The sequence below is a fragment of the Plantibacter flavus genome (assembly GCF_900177615.1).
GTDB classification, from domain to species: domain Bacteria; phylum Actinomycetota; class Actinomycetes; order Actinomycetales; family Microbacteriaceae; genus Plantibacter; species Plantibacter flavus.
In genome coordinates, this window is sequence record NZ_FXAP01000001.1 from 1068811 (window position 1) to 1086662 (window position 17852).

Genomic DNA, 17852 nt, shown 5'->3' on the forward strand with positions numbered 1-17852 from the left:
CGATCAGACCGGGTCGTCGTCGGACTTCGCTCCGAACACGATCTCGTCCCAGGACGGCATCGATGCCCGGCCGCGGCGTGCCTTGGCCCCGGACGGCGTGCCGCCATCGGAGGACTCGGCATCGCCCGCGCGCCGCTGCTGCGCCGCCTCGAACTCACCGGTGTCGAACACCGCCAGCGGGGTCTGCTGGTCCGGGACGGCGTGCGGCGCACTGGGGCGCTCGGCAGGTTCGGGTTCGCTGGGGGCGGCCTCCCGCTCTCCACGGCGCTTGCGGAGCGCCTCCAAGAGGTCGGCGGTCTGGTTGTGCTGCTCGGGGCTCGACGCCTCACGGTTGATCGCGGCCTGCGTCGCAGCCTTCGAGGACGGTGCACGGCCGAAGCCCGTGTCGGCCGCGAACGGCAACGGTTCGATCGGACGGGTCTCGGCGGGACGGTCGGTCTCGGTCTGCTGCGGCGTCGACACGCGGTCCAGGGAGAACGCGCCGCTGTCGAAGCGTGAGGTGTCGGGGGAGTCGTCGGTGTCGACCGCACGCAACCGGGGGATCAGCGCGGCCGGCAGGTCGCCCTGACGCGAGAGGGTCGTGGCTTCACTCCCGATGGGCGTGAGGGCGAGCTTCTTCGGCTCGAACGCCCAGCGGGCGTCGTGGTCGACCTGGTCGGCCGTGAAGGACAGCTTGACGATCCAGCCGCCCTCGGGTTCCTTCCAGCTCGTCCACCGTTCGTCGGTCGCGCCGAGCTTCTCGAGTCGAGCCCGGATGACGTTCCCGAAGGTGGCTTCGATGTCGTCGGCCGACGTGTCCGTCGTCGGCAGGACGGCGACGCCCAGGGCGGTGCCGACGATGTGCTCGCGCTCCGCCATCACCGGACCCTCGAAGCGCTGCACGTACTCCAGCGAGGCACCGGTGACCGCTGCGACGTCCTCGGCGGAGAGCCCGCTCCGGATGTGCGCCTGCACTTCCCTCGGGGAGATCTTGGTGTTCCCACCGATCGGCGCACCGGCCGGCTTCGCCCGCCGCAGGTGGACGTGGAACGAATCGTCGACGATGAGGCGGTATTCCTCCTCGTTCCGATCTGCAACGATCAGAGCGCCGAGCTCCGCTCCGACTACCTTCAATTCCTGCATGATGAATGCCTCTCAGCGTGCCACGTGATTGACCCACGTTCTCACGGATCACGGGCGTATTCGGGGAATACGCCGGGCGTGCCGTCAGTTGCACGGGAAGGTTCCGCACACCCTCCCGAACACGGTTTGCAATTCATGCGGAACTGATGCAAACTGTGCCCGCCGATTTTGTTCCGACGGCATCGAGAAGTGGATAGGCATGGCAACTGATTACGACGCTCCCCGCAAGACCGACGACGATTCCGAGTCGATCGAGGCCCTGAAGGAGCGCGTTCCAGACAAGCTGTCCGGAGTCGTCGACTCCGAAGACGCTGACAACCCGGGTGACTACAACCTGGGTGGATCCGACCTCTCCGACCTCGACCTCGACGTCGTCGTGCTCCCGCCCCAGGCGGACGAGTTCACCTGCATGGAGTGCTTCCTCGTGAAGCACCGCTCGCAGCTCGACCACGAGGGCAAGTTCGGCCCGATCTGCGCGGAGTGCGCAGCCTGACAGCACCGCCGCGCGAGCGGCACACAGAACCCCTCCGGATCACGATCCGGAGGGGTTCCGTCGTTACAGCTTCGAGCGGTGGTCGCCTCAGGCGTGCGTGCGCGCAGCGGCGATCGCATCCGCCAGCGCCTGCGGCCGACGGGAGGACAGCAGCCAGTAGGGCGTCGGGTCGGCGGGGTCGACGATCTCCACCTTCACGAGGCTGTGCACCCACCCGCGGATCATGAGCCAGGCGCGTGCATCGAGCTTGGTGCGGAGCTGCGCGGTCGCGTCCGTCCCGGTGTACACCACGACCTCGCCGATGAACCCGAGCGGGATCGATGCCTTCCCGACCGACAGGCTCGACTCGGAGACCTGGATCCTCGGCGCCGTCCCGAACGCCAGCGCAAGGCACCCGCCATACAGCACCACCGCCCCGACGATCCCCGCCGCGAGCGAAACGGGTGCGAGGACGAGCATGGTCGCCGGCACCACGAGGGCGAGGGCGATGATGACCCAGGGGCTGGGCCAGAGGGTTTCACGGTACGGCTGCATGTCTGCCTTGTCTCAGAGAACTGCACTACCCTCGATTCGTGACCGAAAGCGTTGACGTACTCATTATCGCGCCGGATCTGCCCGGCTATGCACACCCCGGCGATGCGGGTGCGGATCTCGTGTCCGCCGAGCACATCGTGCTCGAGCCGGGAGAGCGCGCCCTCATCGGCACCGGCGTCTCGATCGCCCTGCCCGACGGCCATGCCGCGTTCGTCGTCCCACGAAGCGGTCTCGCGGCGAAACACGGCATCACCGTCGTCAACTCGCCGGGCACGGTCGACGCCGGGTATCGCGGCGAGATCAAGGTCACGCTCCTCAACACCGACCGTCACACCTCCTTCACCGTCGAGCCGGGCGACCGCATCGCCCAGCTCATCGTGATGCCGGTGTCCCGTGCAAACTTCATCCCGGTGGAGCGATTGCCAGGCAGCGCTCGAGGAGCTGGAGGCTTCGGTTCGACCGGCGTCGGCTCGCTCGCCACGACACCGGCCGCCACCGACCCGACCATCAGCACCGACGGTGCCGCGCAGACAGGAACCCTCGCATGAGCGAACTCGAAGACCTCCCAGACCTCGACCTCGACGCGGAGCTGCCCGACGACGCGAAGTCCGCACCCGAAGACCGCGAAACCGCCGGCCCGTTCGACGAGAGCGAGGCGAACCCCGTCCGCCCCTACATCGACCTCGGTGGCGTCAAGGTGCTGCCTCGCGAGGGACTGAACCTCCGCCTCGAGGTGGAGGAGGCGACGAAGCGCGTCGTTGCGGTCGGCCTCGACTACGCCGGTTCCACCCTGCAGGTCCAGCCGTTCGCCGCCCCGCGGTCGACCGGTCTGTGGAACGAGACCCGGGCGCAGATCGCCGAGCAGATCGCCCAGCAGGGCGGCACCGTGACCGAGCGCGAGGGCGAGTTCGGCCCGGAGCTCGTCGCCGAGGTGCCGACCGGTGGGGCCGCAGGCACCGACGCGACCCACCTGGCACGCTTCATCGGCGTCGACGGTCCGCGCTGGTTCCTCCGCGGCGTCGTCGCGGGGGAGGGCGCGTCCAAGCCGGACGCCGCCGCGCTCGTGGACGACCTCTTCCGCAGCCTCGTCGTCGTCCGGGGCAACTCGCCCATGCCGCCGCGCGACCTCATCCCGCTGCGCATGCCGACAGCCACGAGCGCGTAGTCGATGACGGACGCACGAGAACCGGAGCCCCGCGGCGTCGACCCGGTCGAGCGCCGCGACGCGTCGGGTTCCCCTGATGCCACGGGTGATCCGGATCGGCAGCGGCTCGGTGAATCGATGTCCGCTGCATTCGGTGCCGCCGCACGCAAGTCCGGTCTGGGCGCGATGGCCGAGGGCGACGCCCCCACCGGCAAGGCGCTGCTGCTCGCCATGGGCGGCGTGCGCGGCATCGTCGAGGCGATCCTTCCCGGACTCCTGTTCCTCGTCGTCTACACGCTGACCCTCGACCTGCTCCCGTCGATCATCGCGCCGGTCGCACTCGGGGTCGTCTTCTCCGTGGCACGCCTCGTGCAGCGGCAGCCGGTCACGCAGGCCGTCGGCGGCCTCCTCGGCATCGCACTCTCAGCGGCTCTGGCCCTGCTGTCCGGGCGCGCTGAGGACTTCTACGTCGTCGGGTTCTGGACCAACGGCGCCTACGCCGTGGCCCTCCTCGTCTCGGTGCTCGTCGGGTGGCCCGTCGTCGGACTCGTGGCCGGCTACCTCATGGGCAGCGGCACGAGCTGGCGCTCCCACCCCGGACAACGACGCGCCATGCGGTGGCTCACGCTGGTGTGGGTGGCCATGTTCGCCGCACGACTCCTCGTGCAGCTGCCCCTCTACTTCAGCGGGAACGTCGAACTCCTCGGGACGCTCCGGCTCCTCATGGGCATCCCGCTCTACGCGCCACTCCTCGTCTTGAGCTGGCTCGTCGTCCGCGCCGTGTTCCCGAAGGCGCCGCAGGCACCCGCCGAATGATCCACCGAGAGCCCGGCCCGATGCGTCAGCGTGTCTCGGGCCGGGCTCTCGTCATGTCGGGAGGACCCGATCCTCGATGCTAGAATTGTCTCGACATCAAGATAGATGAGCGATGCCGAGATGACACGACGCGCCCCAGCCTGTAGTTAGGCAAGCCTTGCTAGCCGCGGAGCACCCGCCAGCAGCAAGATTGGTCGGAACGCACGTGAGTGAGCACTCGCCGCCGCCAACGAAGGAGAAGACGATATGTCCACCGTGAACAGCTTCGGGGCGAAAGACACCCTGACTGTCGGGACGACCGACTACGAGATCTATCGCATCGACACGGTGGAGGGTCACGAGAAGCTGCCGTTCAGCCTCAAGGTGCTCCTCGAGAACCTGCTGCGCACCGAGGACGGTGCCAACATCACCGAGGCGCACATCCGGGCGATCGGCAGCTGGGTTCCGACCGCGGATCCCGACACCGAGATCCAGTTCACCCCGGCTCGCGTCGTCATGCAGGACTTCACCGGCGTGCCGTGCATCGTCGACCTCGCCACCATGCGCGAAGCGGTCGAGGCGCTCGGCGGCTCCGCCGACAAGATCAACCCGCTCGCCCCGGCCGAGATGGTCATCGACCACTCGGTCATCGCCGACCTCTTCGGCAGCGAGAACGCGCTCGAGCGCAACGTCGAGCTCGAGTACGAGCGCAACGGTGAGCGGTATCAGTTCCTCCGCTGGGGCCAGACGGCGTTCGACGACTTCAAGGTCGTCCCGCCGGGAACCGGCATCGTGCACCAGGTCAACATCGAGTACCTCGCCCGCGTCACCATGACGCGCGAGGTCGGGGGCGTCCTGCGTGCCTACCCAGACACCTGCGTCGGTACCGACTCGCACACGACCATGGTCAACGGCCTGGGCGTGCTCGGCTGGGGCGTCGGCGGCATCGAGGCAGAGGCCGCCATGCTCGGCCAGCCCGTCTCGATGCTCATCCCGAAGGTCGTCGGCTTCAAGCTGAACGGCTCCATCCCGACGGGCGTCACCGCGACGGACGTCGTCCTGACCATCACCCAGATGCTCCGCAAGCACGGGGTCGTCGGCAAGTTCGTCGAGTTCTACGGAGCAGGCGTCGCCGAGGTGCCGCTCGCGAACCGCGCCACCATCGGCAACATGAGCCCCGAGTTCGGCTCGACGGCCGCGATGTTCCCGATCGACGACGTCACGCTCGACTACCTGCGCCTCACCGGTCGCAGCGACGAGCAGATCGCACTGGTCGAGGCCTACGCCAAGACCCAGAAGCTGTGGCACGACGCCGACCAGGAGCCGGTCTTCAGCGAGTACCTCGAGCTCGACCTCGCCACCGTCGTACCGTCGATCGCCGGCCCGAAGCGTCCCCAGGACCGCATCGAGCTGACGGACGCGAAGGCTCAGTTCGAACGTGACCTCGTCGACTACGCCACGGTCGAGCACGACATCGTCGACCTCGTGGGCGCCGGTTCGTTCCCCGCCTCCGACCCGGCCGGCACCACGCCGCAGGACGAGGACGAGAACAACCACCACCACCACACGCACCGCAGCCACGCTCCGGCGTCGCTCTCGAAGCCGACCCAGGTCACCCTCGAGGAGAACGGCGTCGACTTCACCCTCGACCACGGTGCCGTCGCGATCGCCGCGATCACCTCGTGCACGAACACCTCGAACCCGTCGGTCATGCTGGCGGCAGGCCTCCTGGCCCGGAACGCCAGCAAGAAGGGCCTGAAGGCGAAGCCGTGGGTCAAGACCACGCTCGCTCCGGGTTCCAAGGTCGTCACCGACTACTACGCGAAGGCCGGTCTCACCGAATACCTCGAAGACCTCGGCTTCTACACGGTCGGTTACGGCTGCACGACCTGCATCGGCAACTCCGGTCCGCTGCTCGACGAGATCTCGACCGCCGTCCAGGACAACGACCTCGCCGTCACCGCCGTCCTCTCGGGCAACCGCAACTTCGAGGGCCGGATCAACCCGGACGTCAAGATGAACTACCTGGCGAGCCCGCCGCTCGTCATCGCGTACGCCCTCGCAGGGTCGATGAACTTCGACTTCGAGGTCGACGCCCTGGGTGTCGACGCGGACGGCAACGACATCTTCCTGAAGGACATCTGGCCCGACGCGGCAGAGGTCCAGGACACGATCGACACCTCCATCAACAAGGAGATGTTCGACCACGAATACAGCGGCGTCTTCGACGGCGACGAGCGCTGGCGTTCGCTCCAGACCCCCGAGGGCTCGACCTTCGAGTGGGACGAGGAGTCGACGTACGTGCGGAAGCCCCCGTACTTCGACGGCATGACCATGGAGACGACCCCCGTCGCCGACATCGTCGGTGCCCGCGTCCTCGCGAAGCTCGGCGACTCGGTCACGACCGACCACATCAGCCCGGCCGGCAACATCAAGGCCGACTCGCCCGCAGGCCGGTACCTCGACGAGCACGGCGTCGGTCGTAAGGACTACAACTCCTACGGCTCGCGCCGCGGCAACCACGAGGTCATGATCCGCGGCACGTTCGCGAACATCCGCCTGAAGAACCAGCTGCTCGACGGCGTGGAGGGCGGCTACACCCGCGACTTCACGCAGGCAGACGCACCGCAGTCCTTCATCTACGACGCGTCGCAGAACTACCAGGCCGAGGGTACGCCCCTCGTCATCTTCGGCGGCAAGGAGTACGGCTCCGGTTCCTCCCGCGACTGGGCGGCCAAGGGCACGAGCCTCCTCGGTGTCAAGGCGGTCATCACCGAGAGCTTCGAGCGCATCCACCGCTCGAACCTCATCGGCATGGGCGTCGTCCCGCTGCAGTTCCCGGAAGGCGAGAGCTGGGCCTCGCTCGGACTCGACGGCACGGAGATCGTGTCGATCGCCGGTCTCGAGGAGCTCAACAACGGCACCACGCCGAAGACGGTCCGCGTGAGCGCCGTCCCGAGCGAGCACTCGGCTCCCGGAAAGGAGCCGGTCGAGTTCGACGCGGTCGTCCGCATCGACACGCCCGGTGAAGCCGACTACTACCGCAACGGAGGCATCCTGCAGTACGTGCTCCGCAGCCTCGTCTGACGACGAGGTTCTACCACCAGGCCGGTCCCGACAGCAACCGTCGGGGCCGGCCTGCGGCGTTCGCCGCCCACTCCGCCGACGACGCGTACACTCGAAAGACGGGCTCCGAGCGATCGGTCGGCCCACGGTGGAGGGACGACAGCATGACAGTGCTCGATCAGGTGAACGGACCCCGGGACCTCGACGACCTCTCCGAGGCGGAACTCGTCGAACTCGCCGGCGACATCCGCGCCTTCCTCATCGCGAACGTCTCGAAGACCGGCGGACACCTCGGTCCGAACCTCGGCGTCGTCGAACTCACGATCGCGATGCACCGGGTGTTCGACTCCCCGACGGACCCGATGGTGTTCGACACCGGTCACCAGTCCTACGTGCACAAGCTCCTGACCGGCCGTCAGGAGTTCAGCGGGCTCCGAACCCGGGGCGGCCTCGCCGGCTACCCGCAGCGTTCCGAATCCGAGCACGACATCGTCGAGAGTTCGCACGCCTCGAGCTCGCTCAGCTGGGCGGACGGCATCTCCCGCGCCTTCCAGATGACCGGGCAGGACGAGCGTCACGTGGTGGCGGTCGTCGGCGACGGTGCGCTGACGGGGGGCATGACGTGGGAGGCGCTCAACAACATCAGCGACGACAACACCCGCCGGCTCGTCATCATCGTCAACGACAACGGCCGGTCGTACGCGCCGACCATCGGCGGTATGGCGCGGTTCCTGAGCGGTGTTCGGACCCGCCGGAGCTATCGCGACCTGCGCGAGCGCAGCCAGCGGGCCTTCAACCTTCTCGGCGGTCCGGGACGCGCGCTCTATCGGGGTGTTCGCGGAGGCGCCCACGGGTTCCTGTCCCGCCTCACGAACAACGAGGCGCTCTACTCCAACCTCGACATCAAGTACATCGGGCCGGTCGACGGACACGACATCCACGCGATGGAGGAGGCCCTGACCCAGGCGAAGCACTACGGCGCACCGGTGATCGTCCACGCGATCACCGAGAAGGGTCGCGGGTTCCAGCCGGCACGGGACGACGACGCCGATCAGTTCCATGCCGTCGGCGTGATCGATCCCGAGACCGGGGAGCCCGTCGGGGCAGCGTCCCGACCGTCCTGGACGGCCGTGTTCAGCGAGGAGATGCTCGCGGTGGCCGAGGCCGACGACCGCGTCGTGGCCATCACGGCCGCCATGCTGCGACCGGTCGGGCTCCACGCCTTCGCCGAACGCTTCCCCGAGCGGGTGCACGACGTCGGCATCGCCGAGCAGCACGCCTTCACCTCGGCGGCCGGGCTCGCCTTCGGAGGGCTGCACCCGGTGGTGGCCGTGTACGCCACGTTCGTGAATCGCGCCTTCGACCAACTGCTCATGGACGTCGCGCTGCACCGCGCGGGGGTCACGATCGTCCTCGACCGCGCCGGCGTGACCGGCCCCGACGGACCGAGCCACCACGGCATCTGGGACCTCGCGATCCTGCAGGTCGTCCCGGGTATCCGGATCGCGGCACCGCGTGATGGTGAGCGGTTGCGCGAGGAACTGCGTGAGGCCGTCTCGATCGACGACGCCCCGACCGTCATCCGGTTCCCGAAGGGCAGCGCCCCCGCTGAGCTCCCGGCCGTCGAGCGTCTCCAGGACGGTGTCGACGTCCTCCGGACGACCGAGCAGCCGGACGTCCTCATCGTCGCCGTCGGCCCGATGGCGCCCATCGCGATCGACGTGGCGGACCGGCTCGCCCAGCAGGGCATCGGTGCGACCGTCGTCGACCCCCGTTGGGTGGTCCCCGTCGCCGAATCGCTCGTCGAGCTCGCCGCGGCGCATCGGCTCGTGATCACCATCGAGGACGGCATCCGCGTCGGAGGCATCGGCACCCGCATCAGGCAGACCCTCCGCGAGGCCGGTGTCGACACGGCCGTCGACGAACTCGGCGTTCCGGACGAGTTCATCGACCACGCGTCCCGCGAGCAGATCCTCGAGGATGCGGGCCTCACGGCGCAGCAGATCGCCCGCGACGTCGTGGCACAAGTCCTCGGCAGCCGGATCCCCGTCGCCCGCCCACTGCCTGACGACCGCGTCGAGCAGGACACGTCTTCGGAGCGGAGCACGACGAGGCCGCACGGCGCCTGACCGCGGGCTGCGGCGCTCTTGACTTCGAGTGCACTCGAAGTCGTATCGTGTGGACATGACCACTCTCCACGAGGGCTACGCCATCTCCGACGTCGCCGAACAGACCGGACTGAGCGTCCACACACTCCGGTACTACGAGCGCGCGGGGCTCATGCCACGTCCGATCGGTCGCAGCTCATCGACGCACCGCCGCTACAGTGAGGGCGACGTGTCCTGGGTCGTGTTCCTGACGAGGCTCCGATCGACGGGCATGCCGATCGCGACGCTCCGCGAGTACACGGCGTTGGCTCAGCGCGGTGACGACACCGCCGAGGCGAGACTCGAGCTGCTGCTGCGGCATCGGATCTCGTTCCTGGCCCGCCTCGAGGAGATGCAGCAGTCGCTGGAGGTCATCGATCGCAAGATCGAACTCTACACAGAACAGGTGGCAACACGATGAAGCACATCACACTCGGCACAGCGGGACCAGACATCGCCCGGATCGGCCTCGGCTGCATGGGGATGTCGGCGTTCTACACCGGTGCCGCCCTCGACGATGCGGCATCCACCGCGACGATCCACCGTGCCCTGGACCTCGGCGTGACCTTCTTCGACACCGCGGAGATGTACGGCCCCTACCTCAACGAGGAACTGCTCGGAGCTGCACTCGGCTCACGCCGGGACGAGGTCACCCTCGCGACCAAGTTCGGCACGATCCGCAATTCCAGTGACGGACAGTTCGGCGCCGATGGCAGCCCCGCGAACGTGCGCCTGTCGATCGAGGGATCGCTGCGCCGGCTCGGCACCGACGTCGTGGACCTCTACTACCTCCACCGCGTGGATCCGGGCGTGCCCATCGAGGAGACGGTGGGTGCACTCTCGGAGCTCGTCACCGAGGGCAAGATCCGGTACATCGGTCTGTCGGAGGCGGCTCCGGACACGATCCGGCGTGCACACGCCGTGCACCCGATCACCGCTCTGCAGACCGAGTACTCGCTCTGGAGCCGCGACCCCGAGGCGGAGATCCTGCCGACCGTCCGTGAGTTGGGCATCGGCTTCGTCCCGTACTCGCCGCTCGGTCGTGGGTTCCTCACCGGCACGATCCGATCGCTCGACGTGCTCGACGAAACCGACTTCCGTCGCGCCAACCCGCGCTTCACGGGGGACAACCTCGCTGCGAACATCGCGATCGTCGAGGAGGTCGACCGGATCGCCGCATCGCTCGATGCGACACCGGCCCAGGTGGCGCTCGCCTGGTTGCTGGCCCAGGGTGACGACATCGCGCCGATCCCCGGCACGAAGCGGATCCCGTACCTCGAGGAGAACCTCGGCGCCGACGAGCTCTCCCTGTCGGTCGACGCGCTCGCTCGACTCGACGCACTCCGTCTCCCTGCCGGCGACCGCTATCCGGACATGAGCACCGTCAACCGCTGAGCTCCGGTAGGCGCTGAGGGCCGGCGTCGCTCGAGGCTCAACCACGAGAGCGGGGTGCCGTCCACTGATGGTGGAGGACACCCCGCTCTCGCGACACCGCGCGGACTACGCCTGGACGCCCCGGATGGGCGGGTGGTGGAAGGTGTCGCCGAAGGCACGCTCGCTCGCACCGACGCGGTCCAGGTATGGCGTCGCTCCGCCGTCCTGGAACGGCCAACCCGCGCCGAGGATGAGCCCGAGGTCGATGTCCTGGGCGGCTGAGACGACGCCCTCGTCCAACATGAGCTTGATCTCCGAGGCGAGGCCGTCCTCGACTCGTCGCAGGATCTCGTCCTCGCTGAGCGGGCTGTCGCCGGTGACGAGCACCTTCTGGGCCTGCTTGGTGAAGCCGGTCACCTTGCCGCCCTTGTCCTTCTCGACGACCGAGTCCAGGCCGGCGAGCCGGTGGAGGTTCTCCGACGCGAAGAACCGGTCGGGGAACTTCCCGACCATCGTGTCCTGCACGTGCGCGGCGACCTTCCAACCGACGAGGTCGATGAGCTGGAAGGGCGTCATCGGCAGGCCGATGGGCGCGAAGGCACGTTCGACGGTCAGCAGCGGGGTGCCGGCGTCCAGGGCGTGCGCCGCCTCACCCATGACCTTCGCCAGGAGTCGGTTGACGATGAACCCGGGAGCATCGGCGGTGAGGATGGCACTCTTCTTCAGCTTCGCCGCGGTGGCGAAGGCCGTCGCGAGCGTCTCGTCGTCCGTCTGGGGTGTGCGGACGACCTCGAGCAACGGCATGACGGCGACCGGGTTGAAGAAGTGGAAGCCGACGAGCCGCTCGGGGTGCACGAGCTTCGCGCCGATCTCCTCGACGGAGAGCGAGGAGGTGTTCGTCGCGAGGACCGCCTGCTCCGAGACGTACTGCTCGACCTCGGCGAAGACGCTCTGCTTGACGCCGACCTCTTCGAAGACGGCCTCGATGACCCAGTCGCAGTCCGCGAAGTCGGCCTTGTCCGTGGTGCCGGACAGGAGCGCCTTCAGACGGTTCGACTCGTCGGGGGAGATGCGCCCCTTCCCGCGGAGGGTGTCGATCTCGCCGTGGATCCGGGCGACCCCTGCGTCGACGTGGCCCTGGTCGAGGTCGGTGATGACCACCGGCACCTGGAGTCGGCGGAGGAAGAGCAGCGCGAATTGGCTCGCCATGAGCCCGGCACCGATGATGCCGACCTTGGTGACCCGCCGGGCGAGCTGCTTGTCGGGCGCTCCTGCCGGGCGCTTGGCGCGCTTCTGCACGAGGTCGAACGCGTACATGCTCGCCTGGAACTGGTCGCCGACGATGAGCTCGGACAGCGCCCGGTCCTCTCGCTCGAACCCCTGTGCCTTCGTGCCGCTGCGGGCGGCCTCGAGCAGGTCGAGGGCGGCGTAGGGCGACTTCGCGACCGTGCCGATCTTGCTCTCGAGCATCTTGCGGGCGGTGCTGATGGCGAGCGGCCACTTGATCGTCCGCTCCACCTTGCCCGGCACGTTCTTGCGCTGCACGGTCACCGTGCCACCGAGCACCCCGTCGGCCCAGCGCAACGAGTCCTCGAGGAAGTTGGCGGCGGGGAACATGACGTCGGCGATGCCGTAGGCGAGCGCGTCCTGCGCCTTGAGCATCCGGTTGTTCTTGAGCGGGTTGGAGATGACGACGTTGAGCGCGTTCTCGATGCCGATCAGGTTCGGGAGCAGGTAAGCGCCGCCCCAGCCCGGGATGAGTCCGAGGAACACCTCGGGGAGCGCGATCGCGGGCGCCGAGGCGTCGACGGTCCGGTAGTTCGCGTTGAGGCCGATCTCGAGTCCGCCACCGAGCGCGAGTCCGTTGATGAAGACGAAGGTCGGTACGCCGAGGTCCTCGAGCTTGCCGAAGACATGGTGGCCGAGCTGCGCGAGCTTGGTCGCGACCTCGCGGGAGGGGATGTCGCCGACCTTGCTCAGGTCGGCGCCGGCCGCCAGGATGAACGGCTTGCCCGTGATGGCGACACCGTCGATCTCGCCGGACGCGGCACGGGTGCGTTGCGCCTCGAGGACGCCGTCGAGTTCGAGCAGCGTGACCGGGCCGAGCGTGTTCGGCCTCGTGTGGTCGCGACCGTTGTCGAGGGTGATGAGCGCGATCGTGCGCCCGCTCGCCGTGGTGACGTCCTTGACGAAGGAGCGCGTCACGACCTCGTCGTCGCCGCTGATCGCGACGAGCTCCGAGAAGTCGATGGTCGTGTAGTCGGTCATCTACTTGCGTCCCTTCTTGCCGGTGAAGTACGGGTTCTCCCAGATCACGGTGCCGCCCTGGCCGAGGCCGACGCACATCGCCGTGAGGCCGTACCGCACCTCGGGGTGCTCGGCGAACTGCGCCGCGAGCTGGATCATGAGTCGGACGCCGGATGCCGCGAGCGGGTGCCCGACCGCGATCGCGCCACCCCACGGGTTCACCCGCGGGTCCTCGTCGTCGATGCCGAAGTGGTCGAGGAAGGAGAGCACCTGCACGGCGAAGGCCTCGTTCAGTTCGAACAGACCGATGTCCTCGATCGACAGACCGGCCTTCCGCAGAGCCTTCTCCGTGGACGGCACGGGACCGATGCCCATGATCTCGGGCTCGACGCCCGCGAACGCGAAGCTGACGAGGCGCATCTTCGGCGCGAGACCGAGTTCCTTCGCCGTCGAGGCACTGGCGAGCAGGCTCACCGTGGCGCCGTCGGTCAGCGGCGAGGCGTTGCCTGCGGTGACACGGCCGTGTGGCCGGAACGGTGTCTTCAGTCCGGCGAGACCCTCCATCGTGGTCTCGGGCCGGAGCCCTTCGTCGCCGGTGGCGAGTCCCCATCCGCTGTCGCTCCGGAGCGCGACCGGGACGAGGTCGGGCTGGATCCGTCCGGCTTCGTAGGCGGCCGCGACCTTCTGCTGGCTGCGCATGCCGAAGCGGTCGGAGCGTTCCTTCGTGAGCTGCGGGAACCGGTCGTGGATGCGCTCGGCCGTCTTGCCCATGTTCAGCGCGTCCTCACTGACGAGGCGCTCGGCGAGGAACCGCGGGTTCGGGTCGGCGTCCAGCCCCATGGGGTGACGCCCCATGTGCTCGACGCCACCGGCGAGGACGAGGTCATAGGCACCGAATGCGATGCCGCTGCCGAGCGTCGTGACCGAGGTCATCGCTCCGGCGCACATGCGGTCGATCGCGAACCCGGGGACGGACTTCGGGAGGCCGGCGAGCAGCGCGGCGGTGCGGCCGAGCGTGAGCCCCTGGTCGCCCTGCTGGGTCGTCGCCGCGATGGCGACCTCGTCGATGCGGTCGAGCGGCAGCCCGGGATGACGTTCGAGCAGTCCGATGATCGCCTTGACGATCAGGTCGTCAGCCCGGGTGTTCCAGTACATGCCCTTTTCGCCGGCTCGTCCGAACGGTGTCCGGACTCCATCAACGAATACGACGTCGGCTTGTTCGGCCACGTTGCCTCCTCATTCTCGGGGTACGCCCCGATCCTAGGCGGCAGACACGGGTGGACACCCGGGTGCAGCGCTTCCTACGAAGCGTCCGGGTCAGGGTCCACCGGGGATTGGGCCGACTCGACAAAGGCGTCGGTGATCGCCCGGGCGGTCGCGTCGATCTGCCAGGGGCGTGCCTCGTGCTCGGCGAGTGCCGCGGCGACCGTCTCGACGGTCAGCGGTTCGGGCGGCGTCCAGGCCAGTCGGCGCAGCGTCTCCGGCGTGAGCAGGTTCTCGACCGGCATCGTCAGGAACTCCGCCGTCGCGAGGATCTTCGTCCGTGCCGCGGTGTACCTGGCGTGCGCGTCCGGGTTCTTGTCGGACCAGCTGCGCGGGGGTGGCAGCGTGTCGCTCGCCGGTCGGGCACCGGGGAGGTCCTCGGTGGTCTGGCCGGTGTGGATCGCGTTCCACCAGAGGTCGAGCTCGGTGCGGCTGGCGCGCCCACGGAAGTCCGAGAGCGCTGCGAGGTCGCGCTTCGAGCCGGGGTTGGCCTTGGCGGCCGCGGTGATCGAGGCGTCGGGGATGAGCCGCCCGGGGGCGGTGTCGCGGCGCTGCGCGAGTTCGTCACGTGCGACCCAGAGCTCGCGGGCGACGGCGAGGTTGCGTTGTCCGCGCACGGCGTGGAGTCCGGAGAGGCGGCGCCAGGGCTCGGCGCGGGGTGCCTTCGCCTCCCGGGACAGCGTCGCCTGGAACTCCTGGCGCGCGATGTCGCTCTTCCCGGCATCCTCGATGCGGGCTGCCAGCTCCTCCGCGGCGTCGACGAGCAGCTCGACGTCGAGCGCCGCGTATTCGAGCCAGGAGGCGGGGAGCGGGCGGGTCGACCAGTCGGCGGCGGAGTGCTCCTTCGCCAGATGGATGCCCAACAGCTCCTCGACCACGGCGCCGAGCCCGACACGCGGCAGCCCGAGCAGACGGGCCCCCAACTCGGTGTCGAAGAGCTCGCTCGGGTCGATGCCCACTTCGCGCAGACAGGCGAGGTCCTGGCTGGCCGCGTGCAGGATCGACCGCTCACCCTGGATCAGGGCACCGAGTTCGGCCATGGAACCGATGGCGGGCGGGTCGTAGAGGAAGACGCCGGCACCGCGACGGTAGACCTGGATCAGGTAGGCCCGCTGGGAGTACCGGTAGCCCGACGCGCGTTCGGCGTCGAGCGCGAACGGTCCGTGACCCGCGGCGAGCACCTCCAGCGAGGCGAGGTAGGCCTCACGGGTGTCGGTGACGACCCGTGGCGCGGTGGGCGCGGGCGGCGGGAGGAGCGGTGCTGGTTCGGGCGCCGCGTCACTCACGGTGAGCTCGTTTGACGGACAACAGGGAGACCCCTTCGGTGGTCGGAGGCAAGCCGGCGAGCATGCACAGCAGCTCTCCCCATCCTTCCACGTGCGCCGCGACGTCGCTCTCCAGCGGTGTCCACGACGCTCGGAGCTCGATCTGTGCGCCGTCGCCCTGCCGGGCGAGCTCCCCGAAACCACTCGAGATGATCTTCGTCGCGGTGCCGGACGCCGCCTGGTAGGAGGCGCCACGGGTGTCGAGGGCGTCCACGAGCCAGGACCAGGCGACCTCGGCCAGGAACGGGTCGAGTCCGATCTCGGTCTCCAGGGGCGCCTGGGCGAAGCAGACGACGCGGAAGCGTCCACCCCAGGCGTCGGAGCCGTCCGGGTCGTAGAGGAGGACGAACCGCCCCGTACCGAGGTCGGAGTCGGCATCGTGGCGACTCGGTGAGACGTCGGCCGCGAGGGCGATGGCGAACGGCGCGAGATTGCTCGGCGCTGGGATCTCCGTCACTCTCAGATCGGGCCGGACGGCTGCAGCGCGAACAGCGTCCACCGCTCGGGCGAACTCTTCGGGAACCTTTGCCGTCGTCGGACTCTCTACCACGACTGAAGACTAGAGTTACATCCCGATGAATGGGCAGAGGCACGCCGGGCGGGGACGCGGACCCGGGTCGCAGGCAGGCGGTCGGGGAGTGGCGAGCATCGGCATCCGACGGCGGGGTTCGGCGACGGATGCGATCGTCATCGCCGGCGGAGCCGCTGCCGCCGTCGGCGCCCTCGGACTCGCCGTCGTCGCGACCATCGCCCGCAAGGTGGTGGTCCCGGCTCGGGACCGCCCGAGTGAGGCGCGCATCGTCGGGTTGGACCGTGCCGGCGGGACGGTCGAACTCGTCGCGACGCCGGACACCGTCGTCCCCGGCCGGTACGGCAGCTGGGTGACGAGACGTGCCGCCTACGTGCAGCTGGGCGACATCCTCGAGGTACGGCAGCACACCGTGATCCGGACGCTGCTCGGCGGCGACGTCGACGCGCTCCGCATCGGCCAGGAGGCCGAGTTCAGCGGGTGGTTCTTCCGCCGCCCGGAGGAGCTGGGCCTCGCCCACGAGGACGTGCTCGTACCGACCCCGCTCGGGCCGGCGCCGGCGTGGGCGATCCACCCGGAGGACGGACCGTCCACGCGCTGGGCCGTCCTGGTGCACGGCCGGGGGACCACGCGATCCGAAGCGCTCCGAGCGGTGCCGAGCTTCCGTAACGCCGGGTACTCGTGCCTGCTCGTCTCCTACCGCAACGACGGCGACGCTCCGCCCGCGCTGGACTTCCGCTACGCGCTCGGCGACGAGGAGTGGCGCGACGTGGACGCCGCGATCGGTTGGGTGCGTGAACAGGGCGCCGCCGACGTCGTGCTCATGGGCTGGTCCATGGGCGGAGCGATCGTGCTCCAGGCCTCACGACGGACGACGCACCCCGAACTCCTCCGCGCCGTCGCGCTCGATTCGCCGGTCATCGACTGGGTGGACGTCCTGCAGCACCAGGCCCGCGAGAACCGGATCCCGAGCGTGGTCGGTCGGGTCGCCCTGCTCGCCATCAGCCGCCGGTGGGGACGCCTCCTGACCGGGCAGGCGACGAGCATCGATCTCGGTCGGCTCGACTACGTCGCCAACGCCGCCGACCTCGCCTTACCGATCCTGCTGATGCACAGTGACGACGACGGTTACGTCCCGGCAGGGCCGTCGCGGGCGCTCGCCCTCGCACGACCGGACATCGTGACGTTCGTCCCGTTCACCGTCGCCCGTCACACGAAGCTCTGGAACTACGACCCGGAGCGTTGGACCGCCGCGGTCTCGGACTGGCTCGACGAGCTCGTGCCGCTACCGCCCGGGCACTGACCGACGGGCCGACGACTCACGCGAGTTCGCGGAGGCGGCGCTTCGTCCGGCCGAGCAGCGCCGACATCCCACGCAGTCGCAGAGGCGACACCGCACGGGAGAGGCCGATCATCTGCGGGAAGTCGTCGGGGACGGCGAGGACCTCGTCGACGGTGAGTCCGGCGAGCCCCTGGACGAGGATGCTCGCGAACCCGCGAGTGGTCGGCGCTTCCTCGGGAGCCGTCGCGAACAGGTGCACGATGCCGTCCTCGTCGACCTCGACGAAGAAGAACACGGGCGCCTGGCACTCGAGCACCCGCTCCATGAGATCGGGGTGGTCGCGGTAGCGCTCCGGGAGGTCCGGCAGCTCGTCGCTGAATTCGAGGAGCAGCTGCAGCCGTGAGCGTTCCTCGACGGCGAGGAACTCATCTCGGATCTCGGCGAGGTTCGGAGCGAGGAGGGAATCGGTCATGGTCACTCCAGTATCGCAGCCGGGAACAGCAGACCGCCCTCCCTCACGGTGAAGCCGAG

The 17852-nt window shown here is 69.0% G+C and carries 16 protein-coding genes; 9 read left to right on the forward strand and 7 right to left on the reverse strand.

All coding sequences use genetic code 11. The annotated features are described in order from the left end of the window. Nucleotides 1-3: 3 nt before the first annotated feature. Nucleotides 4-1122, reverse strand: coding sequence for a septation protein SepH (gene sepH, locus B9Y95_RS05025; protein ID WP_085510841.1), 1119 nt, complete (start codon nt 1120-1122; stop codon nt 4-6). Between the two features lie 199 nt (nt 1123-1321). Between sepH and B9Y95_RS05030 the strand changes: the two genes are divergently transcribed. Further along, entirely contained in the window at nt 1322-1615 is a 294-nt protein-coding gene (locus B9Y95_RS05030; protein WP_056005937.1) for a DUF4193 domain-containing protein, read from the forward strand. An 87-nt stretch (nt 1616-1702) separates the two neighbouring features. Here B9Y95_RS05030 and B9Y95_RS05035 read toward each other — a convergent pair whose 3' ends face one another. After that, the gene (locus B9Y95_RS05035; protein WP_079705884.1) at nt 1703-2149 is read right to left on the reverse strand and encodes a DUF3093 domain-containing protein; all 447 of its coding nucleotides are present in this window, start codon (nt 2147-2149) and stop codon (nt 1703-1705) included. Between the two features lie 38 nt (nt 2150-2187). Between B9Y95_RS05035 and dut the strand changes: the two genes are divergently transcribed. The 7 genes from dut to B9Y95_RS05070 all read left to right on the forward strand — a co-directional run bounded on the left by dut (nt 2188) and on the right by B9Y95_RS05070 (nt 10696). Next, entirely contained in the window at nt 2188-2697 is a 510-nt protein-coding gene (gene dut, locus B9Y95_RS05040; RefSeq protein ID WP_085510842.1) for a dUTP diphosphatase, read from the forward strand. Further along, the gene (locus B9Y95_RS05045; protein ID WP_071260074.1) at nt 2694-3314 is read left to right on the forward strand and encodes a DUF3710 domain-containing protein; all 621 of its coding nucleotides are present in this window, start codon (nt 2694-2696) and stop codon (nt 3312-3314) included. The genes dut and B9Y95_RS05045 overlap by 4 nt, the downstream gene beginning before the upstream one ends. Nucleotides 3315-3317: 3 nt before the next feature. After that, nucleotides 3318-4109, forward strand: coding sequence for a DUF3159 domain-containing protein (locus tag B9Y95_RS05050; RefSeq protein ID WP_085510843.1), 792 nt, complete (start codon nt 3318-3320; stop codon nt 4107-4109). A gap of 246 nt (nt 4110-4355) precedes the next feature. Then, nucleotides 4356-7175 carry an aconitate hydratase gene (locus B9Y95_RS05055; RefSeq protein WP_085510844.1) on the forward strand — a complete coding sequence of 940 codons (2820 nt, stop codon included), beginning with the start codon at nt 4356-4358 and terminating at the stop codon, nt 7173-7175. Nucleotides 7176-7318: 143 nt separating this feature from the next. Next, entirely contained in the window at nt 7319-9283 is a 1965-nt protein-coding gene (gene dxs, locus B9Y95_RS05060; RefSeq protein ID WP_085510845.1) for a 1-deoxy-D-xylulose-5-phosphate synthase, read from the forward strand. A gap of 55 nt (nt 9284-9338) precedes the next feature. Further along, nucleotides 9339-9722 carry a MerR family transcriptional regulator gene (locus tag B9Y95_RS05065; protein WP_085511070.1) on the forward strand — a complete coding sequence of 128 codons (384 nt, stop codon included), beginning with the start codon at nt 9339-9341 and terminating at the stop codon, nt 9720-9722. Next, entirely contained in the window at nt 9719-10696 is a 978-nt protein-coding gene (locus tag B9Y95_RS05070) for an aldo/keto reductase (protein WP_085510846.1), read from the forward strand. Before B9Y95_RS05065 ends, B9Y95_RS05070 begins: the two co-directional genes overlap by 4 nt. A gap of 105 nt (nt 10697-10801) precedes the next feature. Here the strand turns inward: B9Y95_RS05070 and B9Y95_RS05075 are convergent, their stop codons facing one another. The 4 genes from B9Y95_RS05075 to B9Y95_RS05090 form a co-directional block, all read right to left on the reverse strand. Continuing rightward, the gene (locus tag B9Y95_RS05075; RefSeq protein WP_085510847.1) at nt 10802-12943 is read right to left on the reverse strand and encodes a 3-hydroxyacyl-CoA dehydrogenase NAD-binding domain-containing protein; all 2142 of its coding nucleotides are present in this window, start codon (nt 12941-12943) and stop codon (nt 10802-10804) included. Further along, a complete protein-coding gene (locus B9Y95_RS05080; protein ID WP_085510848.1) occupies nt 12944-14149 on the reverse strand; it encodes a thiolase family protein in 1206 nt (401 codons plus the stop codon). It lies immediately after the preceding gene. Between the two features lie 74 nt (nt 14150-14223). Continuing rightward, complete coding sequence (locus tag B9Y95_RS05085; protein WP_085510849.1) at nt 14224-15471, reverse strand: HRDC domain-containing protein; 1248 nt, start codon at nt 15469-15471, stop codon at nt 14224-14226. Then, the gene (locus B9Y95_RS05090; RefSeq protein WP_079002473.1) at nt 15464-16060 is read right to left on the reverse strand and encodes a DUF3000 domain-containing protein; all 597 of its coding nucleotides are present in this window, start codon (nt 16058-16060) and stop codon (nt 15464-15466) included. The genes B9Y95_RS05085 and B9Y95_RS05090 overlap by 8 nt, the downstream gene beginning before the upstream one ends. Nucleotides 16061-16148: 88 nt before the next feature. On the opposite strand from B9Y95_RS05090, the gene B9Y95_RS05095 reads away from it, so the two are divergent. After that, a complete protein-coding gene (locus B9Y95_RS05095) occupies nt 16149-17342 on the forward strand; it encodes an alpha/beta hydrolase family protein (RefSeq protein ID WP_123539714.1) in 1194 nt (397 codons plus the stop codon). A 16-nt stretch (nt 17343-17358) separates the two neighbouring features. On the opposite strand, the gene B9Y95_RS05100 is transcribed toward B9Y95_RS05095, so the two are convergent. Next, nucleotides 17359-17793 carry a SufE family protein gene (locus tag B9Y95_RS05100; RefSeq protein WP_071260092.1) on the reverse strand — a complete coding sequence of 145 codons (435 nt, stop codon included), beginning with the start codon at nt 17791-17793 and terminating at the stop codon, nt 17359-17361. Between the last annotated feature and the right edge of the window lie 59 nt (nt 17794-17852).

Bases quoted from the DNA above. Each gene is read 5' to 3' on its own strand.
- B9Y95_RS05050 (WP_085510843.1), top strand. From the start codon at position 3,318: ATGACGGACGCACGAGAACCGGAGCCCCGCGGCGTCGACCCGGTCGAG.
- B9Y95_RS05045 (WP_071260074.1), top strand. From the start codon at position 2,694: ATGAGCGAACTCGAAGACCTCCCAGACCTCGACCTCGACGCGGAGCTG.
- B9Y95_RS05065 (WP_085511070.1), top strand. From the start codon at position 9,339: ATGACCACTCTCCACGAGGGCTACGCCATCTCCGACGTCGCCGAACAG.
- B9Y95_RS05055 (WP_085510844.1), top strand. From the start codon at position 4,356: ATGTCCACCGTGAACAGCTTCGGGGCGAAAGACACCCTGACTGTCGGG.
- B9Y95_RS05070 (WP_085510846.1), top strand. From the start codon at position 9,719: ATGAAGCACATCACACTCGGCACAGCGGGACCAGACATCGCCCGGATC.
- B9Y95_RS05035 (WP_079705884.1), bottom strand. From the start codon at position 2,149: ATGCAGCCGTACCGTGAAACCCTCTGGCCCAGCCCCTGGGTCATCATC.
- B9Y95_RS05100 (WP_071260092.1), bottom strand. From the start codon at position 17,793: ATGACCGATTCCCTCCTCGCTCCGAACCTCGCCGAGATCCGAGATGAG.
- B9Y95_RS05075 (WP_085510847.1), bottom strand. From the start codon at position 12,943: ATGACCGACTACACGACCATCGACTTCTCGGAGCTCGTCGCGATCAGC.
- sepH (WP_085510841.1), bottom strand. From the start codon at position 1,122: ATGCAGGAATTGAAGGTAGTCGGAGCGGAGCTCGGCGCTCTGATCGTT.
- B9Y95_RS05030 (WP_056005937.1), top strand. From the start codon at position 1,322: ATGGCAACTGATTACGACGCTCCCCGCAAGACCGACGACGATTCCGAG.
- dxs (WP_085510845.1), top strand. From the start codon at position 7,319: ATGACAGTGCTCGATCAGGTGAACGGACCCCGGGACCTCGACGACCTC.